Raw genomic sequence first — 16,134 nt, forward strand, 5'->3', positions numbered from 1 at the left:
AATGAAATTAAGAAAAGAATTTGACAGTATAGGAAGTGTTAATGTCCCAAAAGATAAATATTGGGGTGCATCCACTCAACGATCAAACAAATTTTTTAATATTGGTAAAATTCTTGTTAATATTTCAATAATCAAATCTATAGCAATTATTAAAAGATCAGCTGCTATAGTTCATTTGAAAGATAAACTAATCAGTAACAAAATTTCTAAAGCGATTATTAAAGCTTCAGATGAAGTGATAAAAGGTAAGTTAGATGAAAACTTTCCTCTTAAAGTCTGGCAAACAGGCTCCGGAACCCAAACTAATATGAACGTTAATGAAGTAATCGCTAACCGAGCAATTGAAATTTTAGGTGGGAAAAAAGGAACCAAAAAACCAGTACATCCAAATGATCATGTTAATAAATCACAATCAACAAACGATGTTTTTCCAACAGCAATGCACATTTCTGTAGCAGAGGAAACCTTAAAAAAATTAGTACCAAGTTTAAAAATTCTAGAAAAGGAATTAAAAAGAAAATCAAATGAGTTTAAAAATATTGTAAAAATTGGAAGAACTCATTTACAAGATGCAACACCTCTTTCTCTTGGACAGGAATTTTCAGGCTATCACGTACAAGTTCAAAAAAGTATTGAGAGAATAAAGTATGCTTTAAAAGAAATTTTATATCTTGCACAAGGTGGAACAGCTGTAGGAACTGGTATAAATTCTAAGAAAAATTTTGATAAAAAGATCGTTAAAGAAATTGCTAAATTTACAAAAATTCCTTTTAAACCAGCAGCAAATAAATTTGCTGAACTTGCAGCACACGATTCAATTGTTAATTTTTCGGGAACATTAAATACATGTGCTGTAGCTTTAATGAAAGTTTCAAATGATATTAGATTTTTAGGATCAGGTCCTAGAGCAGGATACGGTGAGCTTATATTACCAGAGAATGAACCAGGTTCATCAATTATGCCAGGAAAAGTAAATCCTACTCAATGTGAAGCAGTTACTATGGTTTGTGTTAAAGTAATTGGAAATCATAATGGTATCACTATGGCTGGATCTCATGGGCACTTTGAATTAAATGTTTTTAAACCTTTAATTGCTCATAATATTTTACAATCAATTGATCTAATAGCCGACAGTACTAAAAATTTTGCCCTTTATTGTGTGAAGGGAATAAAAGCTAATAAGAAAAAAATCCAAGAACATTTGGACAATTCTTTGATGCTTGTTACAGCCTTAGCTCCTAAAATTGGCTATGACAATGCAGCAAAAATTGCAAAGACAGCACTTAAAAATGACACAACACTTAAGTTTGAAACATTAAAGACAGGTCTGATTAGCGAAAAGGATTATGATAAAATAGTAGATCCTAAAAAAATGATCTATCCAGCATAATCATTCATTGCTTGGTTCACTAATTTTTTTAAATAAATTTTATTTTGTAACTTGTTATCCTTAAAAATAATTTGATTTAAAGTTTTGTTAATTTTTTGGTTAATTATTTCATCTACTTTAAAGCTACTCAAGTCAGCAGTCATTTGATCAAAATTATAACTTAATCTAAACTCAATCTTTTTAATTTCTTTTCGATTATTACGAGGTGTTTGGAAAATCTTATAAACTTCGTTGAAATCTTTAACATTAATAGAAATTAAAGCATCCAAGATTAGATTGTTGTTATTCGTATAAATTAAACTATCTGTTATTTTAATATCAGCATAATTTTTTAAACTAAATTTAGTTTCATTTATATCTACTAAACCTTCACTTATCTTAACATTGAGTGCTAAATTAATAAAATCCCTTAAAGATGAAGCTTGTTTTGCAATGATATTTGAACTTATATTTAAATTCTTATTATTAAGTAATCCTGTTTTTAAAAATTGAATCAATATTGAGTTTGGATTTAATAATGTATCTAAATTAATTTTATTTAAATTGCCTGATAATTCTGAAAAGAAAGGTTTTAGATTAATAAAACCATTATATTCAAAATTTTGATCAAGAGATTTATCAAAAAAATTTAAATCAAAAAAATCTTTTTTAAGATTATATGTACCTCCACTTTTCTTATGATTGTTTGTAATCACTATCAAACCATCTTTTTCAAAATTTTTATAATTAAAAATATTTTCAATTTGAAGATCAATAAAATTTAAATTTATTTTACTAAAAATTTTATTTTTACTAATGTCATCTTTAACTTCAATTTTATAAGGTAGATTAAAAATCTCATTATCAGCAAATAAAATATTTTCTGAAGTTTTACTGTCATAAAAATATTTTAATTCATTAATCTTGTTTATAAACAGAACATCATTTTCGATATTTTTATAAAAGATATTACTATTCTCAACTTTAAGTGAAAAATTAGAAAAATCATTATTCAAAAGTTTAATAAAAAAATTATAATTTTCTTTATTCAAATTAAAATTCATTTTATCAAAAATAACATCTTCTATTTTAATTTTGTTTGGGAATAAAAAATGTTTAGGTGAGATATATATCCTGATCTCTCCTGAACTTTCAACTTGGTTTAGAAATGAGCTGTTTTCAAATTTAAGGTTAGGCTTTGGAAGTAAATTGTAACTATAGTTATTTGATAAATTAAAATCTAAATTTAAATTTTTTAATAACTGATTCTTAATATTAGAAACTAATTTTTTACTATTAAACAAGTGTGGTATAGATAAATATAAAAAACAAGAAACAAATAAGACTGAAATAAAGACAAAAATTCTTTTAAAACTTAAAAAAGTTAATAATTTATCTTTTTCAAATAAAAAATTTAATTTGTTTAAATTTTTCTTTAAATGGCTATTTATAAAGAAGTTAAGCCTTTTAAGGATTCTAACAAAATAATTATGTCTGTTCATAAAATTATAAAACTTATAATGAAATATTTTAAATGATAAACTCCGATTATTTAAAAAACCTAAATAATGCTCAAAAAGAGGCAGTATTATATTTGGATGGACCACTATTAATTGTTGCAGGTGCAGGATCTGGAAAAACAAAGGTTTTAACCTCAAGAATTGCACACATAATTAAAGAAAAGAGAGCCTTTCCTAATCAAATTTTATCAGTAACTTTTACAAATAAAGCAGCTAAAGAAATGCAAACAAGAGTCAGCAAAATGCTTGGGTCAGCTGCAACTGGACTTTCATGGCTTGGAACATTTCACTCAATATGCGCTAAGATATTAAGAAAACATGCAGCAGCTGCAAATCTAAATTCAAATTTTACTATTATAGATACAGATGATCAAACAAGACTTATTAAGAATATCTGCAAAAGTGAAAATATTGATATCAAACAATTAGCGCCTAGATTCATATTAGCAATAATTGATCGATGGAAAAACAAAGGATATTACCCTTCTGAAGTTATAGTAAATAATAAAGACGTTTATGAGAGAACTATACTTCCTTTATATAAAATCTATCAACAGAAACTAATAGACTTAAATTCATGTGATTTTGGTGATTTAATTTTGCATACTGTTAAAATTTTAGAAAATTATCCTGATATTAGACAAATCTATTCAACCAACTTTAAATATATCTTAGTTGACGAATATCAAGATACTAATTTTATTCAAAGCAAATGGTTAAATTTATTATCCGAAAAAAATAAAAATTTATGTTGTGTTGGAGATGATGATCAATCTATTTATAGTTGGAGAGGAGCAGAAATTAAAAATTTTTTAGAGTTTGATCAAGTATATAAAAATACAAAAGTAATACGACTTGAACAAAACTATAGATCTTCTCAAAATATTTTATCAGTCGCGTCGAATTTAATTTCAAATAACCAAAATCGAGTTGGCAAAACACTTACAACTAATATGGAGGAAGGAGATTTAATTAAGCTAAATTGTTTTAAAAATGGGAAAGATGAAGCAATTGGAATTTCTGATGAAATAGAAAAAAAATTAAAAAAAAAATATTCATTTAATGAAATGGCTATTTTAGTTAGAGCTATATTTCAAACAAGAGAATTTGAAGAAAGGTTTCTTAAAATCGGCATGCCTTATAGAATTTTAGGAGGAACAAAATTTTATGAGAGAGCCGAAATAAAAGATTGTGTTGCTTATTTAAGATTAATTCATCAAGAAAAAGATGATCTAGCCTTTGAAAGAATTGTGAATAATCCAAAAAGATCAATCGGAGATACTACCTTAAAAGCTGTTCATGAATTTGGAAAAGAAAGTAATTTAAGTTTAGAGATAGCTGCAAATAAAATGCTTGAACAAAATTTAATTAAACCAAAAACTAAAATAGGTCTTAGTTTTTTTCTTAATGCATTAAACAAATGGAGAAATGACCTTAATATCAAAAAGATAAGTCACATCAAATTGCTACAAATTGTTTTGGACGAGTCTGGTTACTCAGCTATGCTTAAAAATAAAAAAGATTTAGATAATGAAAATAGATTAGAAAATATTAAAGAATTATTAAGCGCAATGAAAGAATTTGATAATTTAGAGAGTTTTTTAGAACATGTTTCTCTTGCAACTTCAATTGATCAAGAATGGGATGGTGAAAAAATTAATATGATGACAATGCATGCTGCAAAAGGGCTTGAATTTGACGTAGTTTTTCTTCCTGGCTGGGAGGAGGGCTTATTCCCACATCAAAAATCAATTGAAGAAAAAGGACAAAATGGCTTGGAAGAAGAGCGACGTTTAGCTTATGTTGGCATTACCAGAGCTAAAAAAAAAGCTATAATTTCTTTTTCGATGAATAGATTTTACCAAGGTGACTGGATTGATAGCATGGCCTCAAGATTCATTGAAGAATTACCAGAAAAACATTTAGAAAAAAATTCTTTTTTTGAAGAGGAAGTTGACGATAATCAAGATTTTGATTTTAATCAGGACTTTGAAATTGAAGAAGGAACAAGAAGTCCTGGATGGATAAGATATCAAAAGAGAATTAAATGAATAGAGAAGTAAAAGAGTTGAGAAAAAAATTTAAAGAATACGATATTGATGGATATGTTATACCTAAAAATGATGATTATTTTACAGAATATTCAAAAATAAACAGATTAAAAATTATTTCAAATTTTAGTGGATCTGCTGGTTTGGCTGTTGTTTTAAAAAATAAAAACTACTTATTTTCAGATGGCAGATACACTATTCAAAGTGAAATGGAGAGTGGAAAACATTTTGAAATTACTAGTTATGAAAAAATAATTAATTGTAATCTATTTAAAAATTTGAAGTTGGGATTAGACCCAAAACTATTTACACATGTGCAAATAAAAAATTATTTTTTGAAATATAATAAAGTTAAATTTTTATCGAATAATTTAATTGATGAAATTAAAACTCAAAAAGTTGTAAATAATACTCCTTTTTTTTTACTCAAAGATAAAATAATTGGAGAAAATAGTGAATCAAAAATTAATAAAATTATAAATTATTTAAAAAAAAATAAAGCTGACAATTTATTTGTAACAGCCCCAGAAAATGTAGCTTGGATTTTAAATATTAGAGGTGCAGATGGTCCCAATAGCCCAATTCCAAATTCAAGATTAATCATTAATAAATCAAAAAAGGTCTTTTTAATAACGGAGCCTCAAAAAGCGAAAGAATTAATAAAAAAAAAATAATTTATAAAAATCAATTGATTAACACAAATGATTTACCAAAAAATATTTTGGCTTCAAGTGGAAAAAGTTTCATAATTGATAATAAATCTTGTTCAGTTTTTTATGAGAATATAATTAAATCTAAATTTAGAATTATAAAAAGAGAAGATCCAACTTATCTTTTAAAAGCTATAAAAAATAATACTGAAATTAGTAATATGATTAAATCTCATGTTATAGATGGAGTGGCACTAACAAAATTTATTTATTGGATTAAAAAAATCAATAAGAAAAAAATAACAGAAGTTGATGCTCAGATAAAATTAGAAAAATTTAGAAAAAGAAGTAACAATTACTTATATCCTAGTTTTGAAACGATTGCAGGATCTGGTGAGAATGGTGCTATCGTTCATTATAGAGCCAAAAAAGAAAGTTGTAGAACAATAAGAAAAAATGACATTTTTTTATGTGATTCAGGTGGTCAATATAAATATGGTACCACTGATGTTACTAGAACTATTTGTTTTAAAAAGCCAAAATCAAACATTAGAAATATTTACACTAAAGTATTAAAAGGACATATAGCTGTAGCAAAAACAGATTTAAGAATAGATAATACGGGTATAAAAATAGATAGAAGAGCCAGAAAATACTTGAAAGAAAGCAAATTAGATTATGCTCATGGCACAGGACATGGAGTTGGTTTCTTTTTAAACGTCCATGAAGGACCACAATCAATTTCCAAACTAAATAAAGTCAAAATTCAAGAAGGTATGATTTTAAGTAATGAACCAGGTTATTATAAAAAAGGTTCTTATGGTATCAGAATAGAAAATCTTGTTTACGTTAAAAAAAATAAAAAAAAAATGTTTTTTGAAAATTTAACTCTTGCTCCAATAGATAAAGAATTAATTAATTATAATCTTTTAACTAAATTAGAAAAAAATTATCTTTTTAAATATCACTTAGATGTTTACTCAAAACTTTCAAAGTACCTCTCTCTTAATGAAAGAAAATGGTTAGCTACTCACATTTAACATTTTCAAAAACTGGCTTTGATTTAATATAGTAATTTTAAATTCTTTAGCTTTATCAACTTTCTTTTTTGTTGGTTTTTCACCAACGATTAAATAATTTAATTTTTTAGTTACAGTACTTACTGATGTGCCAGAATTTACTTCTATCAAAGATTTTACTTCTGCTCTGCTGATACCACTTAATTTTCCTGTTACCATAAATGTTTTTTCATTTAACAATCCATTTTTATTATTAATTATTGCGTCTTTAACTTTTAAAATTTTTTGTAATTCCTTTAAGATATTTAGATTAACTTTATTATCAAAAAAATTTTTTATTGACTTCAGCTGAGTTCCCCCAATTCCATCAATATTTAATATATCATCCAAAATTGCTTCATTTGAAAAACTAATAAACTTTGAAAATGATTTAAAATATTTTGATAAAATTTTTGCATTTTCTAAACCAATATGTCTTATACCTAATGAGTATATTAATCTTTCTAAAGAAATATTTTTTCTTTGATTAATTGAATATTTTAAATTTTCCATTGATTGTTTTCCCCAACCTTCAAGTTTTTCTATTTTTTTAAAATCTAATTTAAATATATCTTGTGGTAATCTTATTAAATTAAGTTTCCAAAAATTTTCAACTATCTTCTTTCCAAATCCATCAATATTGAAGGCATCTTTAGAAACAAAATGTTTTAGTTTTTCTATTGAAATTTTTTCACAATCATAACCTTCGCTAGTACACCTTCTCACTGCATCTTCTCTTTTAGTAATATTGTTAAACTCTTTAATTGTTTTTGAGCCACATGATGGACATATTTTTGGAAATATAAATTTTAGTAATTTATTATCTCTCTTAACTTTATCCACTGACAATATATGAGGTATTACGTCTCCTGCCCTCTCAATAGTTGCTAAATCACCAATTCTTATATCTTTTCTTTCAATCTCATCCTCATTATGTAAAGTTGCATTAGATACAATTACACCTCCAATATTAACTGGTTTTATTTTTGCAACTGGTGTTAAGGCTCCTGTTCTGCCAATCTGTATTTCTATATTAAGAATTTTAGATATTGCTTTATTAGAGGCAAATTTATGGGCAATAGCCCATCTTGGTGCATTGGCAACATTTCCAAGTCTTTTTTGAAGATCAAAATCATTAATTTTATAAACTATACCATCTATATCAAAATCAATTTTTGTTCTATTTTTTTCTATCTTGTTATAATTAGTTAATAAATTTTCAACTCCTGTAATTAATTTATTCAATGGATTAGTTTTAAAACCCCAGTCATTTAATTTTCTTAAGAAATCTATTTGGTTTCTAATTTTTAGACCTTTTTCATAACCAAAAGTGTAAGCAATAAATTTTAAAGGGATTTTTTTTGTGTCATTTGGATTTTTTTGTCGTAATGAACCAGATGCTGCATTTCTTGGATTTGCAAATTTTTCTTTTAAATTTTCAAAATCACTATTTTGTATAAAAACTTCACCCCTAATATCAATTTCTTCTGGGAAATCTTTTAAATCAATTTTTTTTGGAATATCTTTAATTGTAGCAAGGTTAGCCGTTATATCTTCACCTTCTTTTCCATCACCTCTTGATAAACCAGTTTTAAACTCCCCATTTTTATACATTAATGATGCCGATATACCGTCTATCTTGGGTTCTGTACTATAAGATAAGTTGAATTTTCTGTTTTTAGATAAAAAATTTAATATTTTTTTTTCAAAATTGATTAGGTCTTCTTTTCCAAAAGCATTTGACAAAGATAACATTGGAACTCTATGAGCTATTTTTTTAAAATTTTTAGATGGTTTAAATCCTACTGTTTTTGATGGTGAGTTTTCCGAGTTTAAAAAAAAATATTTTATTTCTAAATTTAGAATACTTTTTTTTAAATCATCATATACCTTATCGGTTACTAGTGGATTGCTAACATCATAATAATTTTTGTTATATTTGATTATTAACTTTATCTTTTTTTTATATTCAGATTCTATTTTTTTTTTATTCATCTCAATTAAATAGAGATTTAAATTTTTCTAAAATCGAATTATTTTTATCTTTTTTTATAATATTTTTTTTTTATTTTCATGGTACATTTTATCAAAAATGCTATAAGTACTTTTGTACCATTCAGATGAATTATAATTATATCCTAATAAATTTGCATATTTTTTTGCTTCATCTTCCAAACCAATAATATAATAAATTTCTACAAGTCTATGAAGGGCTTCTTCAACATATATTGTCGTGTCATAATCGTCTGTAATTGTTCTAAATCTATTTATTGCTGAAATCCATTTTTTTTTATCAAAGTAATATCTGCCTATATACATTTCTTTTGCAGCCAAGATATCATCAATTAAATCTAATTTAAATTCAGCATCAATTGCATAATCAGTTTTTGGATACTTTTTTACTACATCTAAAAAGATGCTTTTTGCGTTAGAGATAGATTGAAGATCTTTTTTTTCATCTACAATCTGTTCATAATAACACAAACCCAAAAGGTATTCTGCATAATCAATATTGTAATGATTTGGATAAATTTTCAAAAACCTTTCAAGTTCTGCCACGGCATCACCATAATAATTTTGAATATAATATGAATATGCAGCCATTAAAGCTGCTTTTGGTGCGTAATCAGATTGTGGAAATAAAACTTCTGCTTCATTAAATTTTTTTGCAGCGTATAAGGCATCACCTTTCTCCAATTCTTTCAGGCCCTCTTTGTAAGCCTCTATCATTTGAAGTTCTAAATCTTTTTCTTTAATTATTGATTTTTCAATAACATTTTTTGAACAAGAAATATTTAATATAAAGATTGAAATAATTAAAATAAACCTAATTTTTAACATTAAAACTTATACTCTTATTTATAATATTTTTAAATATGTCTTTAAATTTAAGCTATGGATCTTAATAGATTTCGATTTATTAATGTATGGGGTAGATTTTTTTCTCTTATTTCAATAATTGAAAAATTGCTTTTTTCCTTAAAAACTTTTCTTAGTAATTGATTTGTTAAAAAATGACCACCTTGGGAGCACACTACGTCTCCAATTATCCTATAACCAGATGTATATAAATCTCCTATGCAATCAAGTATTTTATGATTTACAAACTCTTTGTTGTTTCTTAAACCTTCTTTGTTTAATATCTCTTTATCCTTAACTACGATTGCATTATCTAGGCTTCCACCTTTTGCTAGTCCATTCTTTTTTATAAATTCTATGTCCTCAAATAAACAAAAAGTTCTTGAATTATAGACATCTGTTAAATCATCCTCATAAATTTTAAATTTATTACTTTGATTACCAATAATTTCATTATCAAATTTTAATTCAAAATTTATATTTAAACTAAGTTTTGATGGTGCAATTGAAATTTGCCTTTTTCTGTCTAAAAATTCTATTTTTTTATTTATTTTAATAATCTTTATAGGTACGTCACTCACGTCAAAACCAGATAAAATTATTTTTTCGATAAATATTTTTGCAGAACCGTCTAAAATTGGAACTTCCTCGTTGTCAATCTCTATTAATGCATTATCAATACCTAGTCCAAATAATGCACCCATTAAATGTTCAATAGTTGAAACCTTAATGCCAAATTCATTTTCAATAGTTGTATTAAGTGAAGTGTTTGTAACATTCATGAAATTTGGATAAATTATATTATTTGAATTATGATCAATTCTTTTAAAAACTATTCCAAAGTTGGGTTCAGCAGGCTTGATGCAGACATTTACATTCAATCCACTGTGTAATGCAACACCACTAAACGAAACGTTATTCTTAATTGTTTTTTGAGTTAAATAAGACACCATTGTCTTTTAATTTGCTTTAGATAAATTTTAAAAACAACAAATGTTACTAGAAAAAACAATTTTAACTAAATAGTTGAAAAAATTTTTCAAAAAAACCCTTATTTTCAATATTTTTAGAAACCAATCTGACTTCATTTTTGTTAAAACCATTATTTAACTTATTTGCCATTACAAAAGGCTCTGTTTCATCTTCATTATAGAAACTTTTGATATATAGGCCTGACATAAACTGACTAATCTTTATTTGATAGTTCTCTAAGAATTTATCAAATGTAGTGGTAAAACTATTTGAAATAGAAATAAAATTTACCTCTAAATATACATAACCATTGTTGATTACCTCATTACTCAATGAAGAAAAGTTTTCATTTGTATTGTAATCATTAATGATCATGTGCATTATGATTTGATCTTGATAATTTTCTCTAAATATATCTTTAACCTCTGTTAAATAATTTTCTAAATTTTTTTGATTTAAAGATTTTTCGTAATTCTTCTTTTTTATTGTCATATTAACATTTAAAATTTTATCATTTTCTATTACTAAGATAATATTTTTTATAAAATTACTTACAATTTTTTCAATTTTATAGATATTTTCATCAAGAAATTTTAAAAGAATACTTGAGTCAATTTCTTCATTTATTTTAAGTTCTTTTTTATACAAACTTTTCAAATTTATTTTATCATAAACAAATATTTGATATTTGTTTTGAGAAATATAAAGAAAAGTTACAAAATCAATTTCTTCGATCATTTAAAATAATTTGATTATTGACTCTTGCATCAATTGTTTTTTTATCTTTAAATTCATTCATATGCAAAAATTCAAATACTAAATTTAATGCAAGATGAGTATTTTTTTTAGGTAATTTTATTATAGTATTATCATTTAATTCTAAATCCCATCTTTTAGATGTATAAAAATATAAATTTTTTATTTCTTTATAAGGAATCTTTGATTGATCAATAATCTTTTTAATATCAAAAAATTCACTAATGTTAGGATTTCCAAAAATAAATGGTAATTGGTTATTTGAAAAATCATTTTTACTAAGTTTTCCATTTGAACCTAAATAAAATATTTTACCATTTTTATTAATTTTTGCTAAAAAATTAGTTTTACTTATATTAATATTTATTGAAGATGGATATTTTTTAAAAATATAATATTTTTCTACTAAAGGATTAAATTCAATCTCATTTATAAGATTATTTCTATTGATTGAAAAAATATTATTCAATTTTAAATTTTTAATTTTTTTTAATAAAATTGATTTTTCCTTATCTTCTAATCCGATAATATTAATATTACCAACATCAGGAAATTTTAAATTATTGAAACTGATATTGTTAACTGACCCAACTACGATGAATAAAAAAATATATATTAAAATTTTTTTATTTTTTCGTTGTTGCATCTTTTAAAATCCACTCAATTAGTTTTATAAATGTTATTCCTTTATATTTTGCTATTTCTGGAACAAGCGATAATTTAGTCATTCCTGGTTGGGTGTTAATCTCTAAAAGATAAAACTTATTCTTAAAAAATTTAAAATCTGATCTTGTAACCCCTTTGCAGCCTATAACCTTATGTGCCTTAAGTGACATGTTCATAACCTCATTTAATTTATTTTTTGGGAGGTCTACTGGAATAATATGTTCTGTTTTTGCATTTGTGTTGTATTTGGCCTCGTAATCATAAAATTTTCTTCTTGGTTTAAGTTCTATTGCTCCTAATTTTTTATGCCCCATGATTGCGACTTGAATTTCTCTTCCACCAATAAACTCTTCTATCATGATCTCTTTATAAATTTTCATTGAACTTAAAATTTTTAAAATATTTTTTTTTGTACAAATATAAACATTTACACTTGAACCTTCATTAATTGGTTTTATTACAACTGGAAATTTTAACTTCTTTTCAATATTTTTTATTAAATCAAAATTATTTTCTTCATAAGAATATTTAATATATTTTGGAGTATTGATTTTATTTTTAATAAAAATTTTTTTTGATATTGCTTTATCCATTGCCAATGAAGAAGCAACTACTCCTGAATGGGTGTATGGTATTTTAAATCTTTCTAAAATAGTTTGTATGTAACCATCCTCACCAAACTGTCCATGTAGTGCATTAAATATAACGTTTGGTTTAAATTGAATAATATTTTTTGTTAAATTAGCATCTGGTTCAGAAATTTTTACATTATAACCATTTTTTTTAAGCTCATTTGCAACTTGTAAACCTGTATCAAGACTAATTAATCTTTCTTTTGAGATTCCACCAGCAAGTATTAGTATATTTTTTCTCAATTTATTCTAAAATTTTTATTTCTGTTTGCAACTTTACACCAGTTTTTTTCAAAACACTTTCAGATACAAATTCTATTAATTTTTTCATATCATCAAACTTAGCATTACCTTTGTTTACAAAAAAATTACAATGTTTTTCTGAAATACAGGCATCTCCAAATGATTTTTCTAAGCTGACTGACTCTTTTATTAGTTGCCAAACTTTTTTATCTGATTGATCTAATGGATTTTTAAAAGTACTTCCACTAGTTTTGATTTTTGTAGGTTGTGCCTTTTCTTTTTTTTCTTTTAATTTTATCATCATATTTTTAATTAAATTTGAGTTTTTTTTAAAACCCTTAAAAGATGCACTTAGATAAATTAAATCATTAGGTAATCCACTATCTCTATACCTAAAATTAATTTCTTTTGTTGGGATCGTAATAACCTGCCCTAATTTATTGATAGCTTGTACTGAAATTAGGATATCTTTAAATTCTCTATCAAAGCAACCTGCGTTCATTTTTATTCCTCCCCCTACTGTACCAGGTATACAGGATAAAAATTCAAATCCACCCAAGCTATTATCCATTGCAAATTCTGAGAGCGATTTATCACTAACAGCACTTCCAGCAATAATTATATTTTTTGATAAAAGAGAAATATTATTAAAATTATTTGACAGCTTAATTACAACACCATCATAAGTTTTATCAGTAATTAAGGTATTCGATCCACCTCCTAGAATGAATAATTTTTCTTTATTTCCAATTATTTTTAAAAATCTTATTAATTCTTTTAAATTTTTTGCTTTAAAATAAATTTTAGTATTGCCACCTATATTAAACCAATTTTTTTTTTTTAAATTATAATCAAATTTTATATTTTCTTTAAATTCTAACAATAGATCCTCTTGGTTCATGCTCATTATAAATATCGAGGCATTTCTCTCATCCATGATGAGATGGTTCCCGCACCCATTCCAATAACTATTTTTTTTCCATAAATATTATTTTTTATGTATCTTGCTAATTGAAATCTATCGTCTGCTATAATTAGTTTTACTTTAGAGTTTTTGATTATTTCTCCAGCAAAATTTGCATACTTAAAACCTAATGTTATTTTTTCACCTGCTGTATAAATTGGAAGTAAAATAACTTTATCTGCATTTTTAAATGCATATGTGAATTCTTTTTTTAAGTCTTTTAATCTTGATATTCTGTGTGGTTGGAAAATACACACTTTTTCATAACCTTTATAAACATTATTTACTCCATCTAATACAACTTTAATTTCCGTAGGATGATGAGCATAGTCATCAAAAAAGTCGACTTTATTGTATGTAAAAATCTTGTTAAATCTTCTTTGAACGCCCTTAAAATTTTTTAATCCTTTTTTAATACTTGAAACTGTTAATCCAACTGTAATAGCCAAAGCTGATGCGGCAACTGAATTTCTAATGTTGTGTATTCCCAATAGTGGTATCTTAATTTTTTTAATCAATCTATTTTTTTTATTTGGCAAAATTATCTTTAGATCAAACTCAGAATAATCTTTTGATTGTTTTATATTCTTAATACAAAAATTTGACTTTGTATCAATTCCATAAGTATAAAAATTTTTATTACTTAGTTTCCTAATTAAATTTTTATTATTCTTATCATCTATACAAATAAAAGATTTTCCAAAGGATGGAACTTTATTCACAAACTTAATAAAATATTTATTTAGCTCGTCCATAGAGCTATAAAAATCCATATGCTCTCTATCTATATTAGTTATTATTGAGTATGTAGGTGGAATATAGATAAAACTACCATCTGACTCATCGGCTTCTAGGATTGACCAATCACTTTTGCCTAGTTTAGCAGAATTATTGATAGAATTAATGACACCTCCATTAATAATAGTTGGATCTATTTTGGTTTCCTGAAAAATTGATGCTATTAGTGATGTTGTGGTTGTTTTTCCATGAGAGCCTACAACTACAATATTTTTTGTTAAAGAAACAATATTTGCTAACATTTCTCCTCTTTTATAAATTGGTAATTGTTTTTTTTTTGCTTCTACGAATTCTGGATTATTTTTTTTTATTGCAGAAGAAACCACAATAATGGTGGCTTTATTTATATTCTGTTTTTTATGTCCAATTGTAATCTTTACTTTTTCTTTTTTTAATCTTTCAATATTCTTATTGCTAGCGATGTCACTGCCCTGAACTCTGAACCCTTTGCCCTTCATTATAAGTGATAATCCACTCATACCTATTCCACCAATACCTATAAAGTGAATAACTTCAGATTTTGCTAATTTAATTTTCATTAATAATATTTAATAAATTTTGATTAACCTTATTCCATGTGTTTTGATAATTTAATTTTTCTAAATTATTTTTTTTTACAAGCATTTCATCTTTATTATTTAATATGTTTAGTAATAAGTCTTCAAATTTTTTTTTATCAAAATTAGTTTGATCAACAACCCAACAACAACCATTATTTTTATAATAATTTGCATTTTCTAGTTGATGATTATCCTTAGAACTTGGCAATGGAATGGCAATAAAAGGTTTATTGAGAAAAGAAATTTCAGCCAAACTAGAGGCTCCCGCTCTTGTTATGCATAAATCTGCTTGATCTATTAGTAAATTAAGATTTTGATCAAAATTAAAAACAATATTATCAATTAAATTCTTTGAATATAAATTTCTAAGGTGGTCTACATTTTTTTGATTTGTTTGGTGAATTACTTTTAAAGTCTTTATCTTCGAAATTTTAATAATTGATTCATGTAAAATTTTGTCAAATATTTGTGCTCCTTGACTGCCACCAATTATTATTACAGTAAATTGCTCATTTTTATGTTCTTTTAATTTTTTATAATAATACTTCTCTCTTATGAGTGGACTAATAGTCTTTAATTTATTTTCGAACACTTTTGGGAAACCAATAATATTTTCTGAATAACATATAATTTTTTTACAAAATTTTAGAAAAAATTTATTAGCTCTCCCAATAACCATATTTGGTTCTAGTAAATAAATTTTAATATTGAAAATTCTTGCAGCTATACACAAAGGTAAGGACATATATCCACCTGTAGAAATAAGAATTTGAATTTTTTCTTTTTTAAAAAATAACAAAGATCTTAAAGTTAAAAAAATTATTTTTAAAATTGATAAAGGTAATAAAATTAAATTATTTAACTTAGGTGTATCAACGATCTGAATATTATATAATTCATTATCTAAATATTTAAGGCCTCTGATATCACTTGAAATTAAGATATCGTAATCATTTTTTAAATGATCATGTATTGTAATTGCAGGAATGACATGTCCCCCTGTCCCTCCTGTGGAGATTAAAATTTTATCTTTCAT

14 protein-coding genes are annotated in these 16,134 nt (G+C 24.9%); 4 read left to right on the plus strand and 10 right to left on the minus strand.

All coding sequences use genetic code 11. The features are described from left to right. Position 1 precedes the first annotated feature (1 nt). Complete coding sequence (gene fumC, locus ACIJYG_RS05260; RefSeq protein WP_435095938.1) at positions 2-1,390, plus strand: class II fumarate hydratase; 1,389 nt, start codon at positions 2-4, stop codon at positions 1,388-1,390. Here the strand turns inward: fumC and ACIJYG_RS05265 are convergent. Beyond that, complete coding sequence (locus tag ACIJYG_RS05265; RefSeq protein ID WP_435095941.1) at positions 1,378-2,871, minus strand: hypothetical protein; 1,494 nt, start codon at positions 2,869-2,871, stop codon at positions 1,378-1,380. The genes fumC and ACIJYG_RS05265 overlap by 13 nt on opposite strands. Positions 2,872-2,903: 32 nt before the next feature. On the opposite strand from ACIJYG_RS05265, the gene ACIJYG_RS05270 reads away from it, so the two are divergent. The 3 genes from ACIJYG_RS05270 to ACIJYG_RS05280 are packed head-to-tail and all read left to right on the plus strand — an operon-like array spanning position 2,904 to position 6,630. Next, complete coding sequence (locus tag ACIJYG_RS05270; RefSeq protein WP_435095944.1) at positions 2,904-4,940, plus strand: ATP-dependent helicase; 2,037 nt, start codon at positions 2,904-2,906, stop codon at positions 4,938-4,940. Further along, the gene (locus ACIJYG_RS05275; RefSeq protein WP_435095947.1) at positions 4,937-5,614 is read left to right on the plus strand and encodes an aminopeptidase P family N-terminal domain-containing protein; all 678 of its coding nucleotides are present in this window, start codon (positions 4,937-4,939) and stop codon (positions 5,612-5,614) included. Before ACIJYG_RS05270 ends, ACIJYG_RS05275 begins: the two co-directional genes overlap by 4 nt. 14 nt (positions 5,615-5,628) lie before the next feature. Then, positions 5,629-6,630: a M24 family metallopeptidase gene (locus ACIJYG_RS05280; RefSeq protein ID WP_435095950.1), complete on the plus strand. Its 1,002-nt coding sequence runs from the start codon at positions 5,629-5,631 to the stop codon at positions 6,628-6,630. On the opposite strand, the gene ligA is transcribed toward ACIJYG_RS05280, so the two are convergent. The 9 genes from ligA to ACIJYG_RS05325 form a co-directional block, all read right to left on the minus strand. Continuing rightward, positions 6,613-8,643 (minus strand): NAD-dependent DNA ligase LigA, encoded by a 2,031-nt coding sequence (ligA, locus tag ACIJYG_RS05285; protein WP_435095952.1) that lies wholly within the window; start codon positions 8,641-8,643, stop codon positions 6,613-6,615. The genes ACIJYG_RS05280 and ligA overlap by 18 nt on opposite strands. A 54-nt stretch (positions 8,644-8,697) precedes the next feature. Further along, entirely contained in the window at positions 8,698-9,489 is a 792-nt protein-coding gene (locus ACIJYG_RS05290) for an outer membrane protein assembly factor BamD (protein WP_435095954.1), read from the minus strand. Positions 9,490-9,536: 47 nt separating this feature from the next. After that, positions 9,537-10,460 (minus strand): UDP-3-O-acyl-N-acetylglucosamine deacetylase, encoded by a 924-nt coding sequence (gene lpxC, locus ACIJYG_RS05295; RefSeq protein ID WP_435095957.1) that lies wholly within the window; start codon positions 10,458-10,460, stop codon positions 9,537-9,539. Positions 10,461-10,521: 61 nt separating this feature from the next. Next, positions 10,522-11,217, minus strand: coding sequence for a hypothetical protein (locus tag ACIJYG_RS05300; RefSeq protein ID WP_435095960.1), 696 nt, complete (start codon positions 11,215-11,217; stop codon positions 10,522-10,524). Then, positions 11,201-11,881, minus strand: coding sequence for a cell division protein FtsQ/DivIB (locus ACIJYG_RS05305; protein ID WP_435095963.1), 681 nt, complete (start codon positions 11,879-11,881; stop codon positions 11,201-11,203). Before ACIJYG_RS05305 ends, ACIJYG_RS05300 begins: the two co-directional genes overlap by 17 nt. Then, positions 11,862-12,776 carry a D-alanine--D-alanine ligase gene (locus ACIJYG_RS05310; RefSeq protein WP_435095966.1) on the minus strand — a complete coding sequence of 305 codons (915 nt, stop codon included), beginning with the start codon at positions 12,774-12,776 and terminating at the stop codon, positions 11,862-11,864. The genes ACIJYG_RS05305 and ACIJYG_RS05310 overlap by 20 nt, the downstream gene beginning before the upstream one ends. Before the next feature lies 1 nt (position 12,777). Next, positions 12,778-13,713 carry a UDP-N-acetylmuramate dehydrogenase gene (murB, locus tag ACIJYG_RS05315; RefSeq protein WP_435095969.1) on the minus strand — a complete coding sequence of 312 codons (936 nt, stop codon included), beginning with the start codon at positions 13,711-13,713 and terminating at the stop codon, positions 12,778-12,780. Next, complete coding sequence (gene murC / locus ACIJYG_RS05320) at positions 13,683-15,077, minus strand: UDP-N-acetylmuramate--L-alanine ligase (RefSeq protein WP_435095972.1); 1,395 nt, start codon at positions 15,075-15,077, stop codon at positions 13,683-13,685. Before murC ends, murB begins: the two co-directional genes overlap by 31 nt. After that, positions 15,067-16,134 (minus strand): UDP-N-acetylglucosamine--N-acetylmuramyl-(pentapeptide) pyrophosphoryl-undecaprenol N-acetylglucosamine transferase, encoded by a 1,068-nt coding sequence (locus tag ACIJYG_RS05325; RefSeq protein ID WP_435095975.1) that lies wholly within the window; start codon positions 16,132-16,134, stop codon positions 15,067-15,069. The genes murC and ACIJYG_RS05325 overlap by 11 nt, the downstream gene beginning before the upstream one ends.

It is taken from the genome of Candidatus Pelagibacter bacterium nBUS_27 (genome assembly GCF_051200985.1).
Taxonomy (GTDB): Bacteria; Pseudomonadota; Alphaproteobacteria; order Pelagibacterales; family Pelagibacteraceae; genus Pelagibacter.

Excerpts from the sequence above, each read along its gene's own strand:
- ligA (WP_435095952.1), bottom strand. The coding sequence starts at position 8,643 with ATGAATAAAAAAAAAATAGAATCTGAATATAAAAAAAAGATAAAGTTA.
- ACIJYG_RS05275 (WP_435095947.1), top strand. The coding sequence starts at position 4,937 with ATGAATAGAGAAGTAAAAGAGTTGAGAAAAAAATTTAAAGAATACGAT.
- ACIJYG_RS05325 (WP_435095975.1), bottom strand. The coding sequence starts at position 16,134 with ATGAAAGATAAAATTTTAATCTCCACAGGAGGGACAGGGGGACATGTC.
- ACIJYG_RS05300 (WP_435095960.1), bottom strand. The coding sequence starts at position 11,217 with ATGATCGAAGAAATTGATTTTGTAACTTTTCTTTATATTTCTCAAAAC.
- murB (WP_435095969.1), bottom strand. The coding sequence starts at position 13,713 with ATGGATGAGAGAAATGCCTCGATATTTATAATGAGCATGAACCAAGAG.
- ACIJYG_RS05265 (WP_435095941.1), bottom strand. The coding sequence starts at position 2,871 with ATGAACAGACATAATTATTTTGTTAGAATCCTTAAAAGGCTTAACTTC.
- fumC (WP_435095938.1), top strand. The coding sequence starts at position 2 with ATGAAATTAAGAAAAGAATTTGACAGTATAGGAAGTGTTAATGTCCCA.
- ACIJYG_RS05290 (WP_435095954.1), bottom strand. The coding sequence starts at position 9,489 with ATGTTAAAAATTAGGTTTATTTTAATTATTTCAATCTTTATATTAAAT.
- murC (WP_435095972.1), bottom strand. The coding sequence starts at position 15,077 with ATGAAAATTAAATTAGCAAAATCTGAAGTTATTCACTTTATAGGTATT.
- ACIJYG_RS05270 (WP_435095944.1), top strand. The coding sequence starts at position 2,904 with ATGATAAACTCCGATTATTTAAAAAACCTAAATAATGCTCAAAAAGAG.
- lpxC (WP_435095957.1), bottom strand. The coding sequence starts at position 10,460 with ATGGTGTCTTATTTAACTCAAAAAACAATTAAGAATAACGTTTCGTTT.
- ACIJYG_RS05305 (WP_435095963.1), bottom strand. The coding sequence starts at position 11,881 with ATGCAACAACGAAAAAATAAAAAAATTTTAATATATATTTTTTTATTC.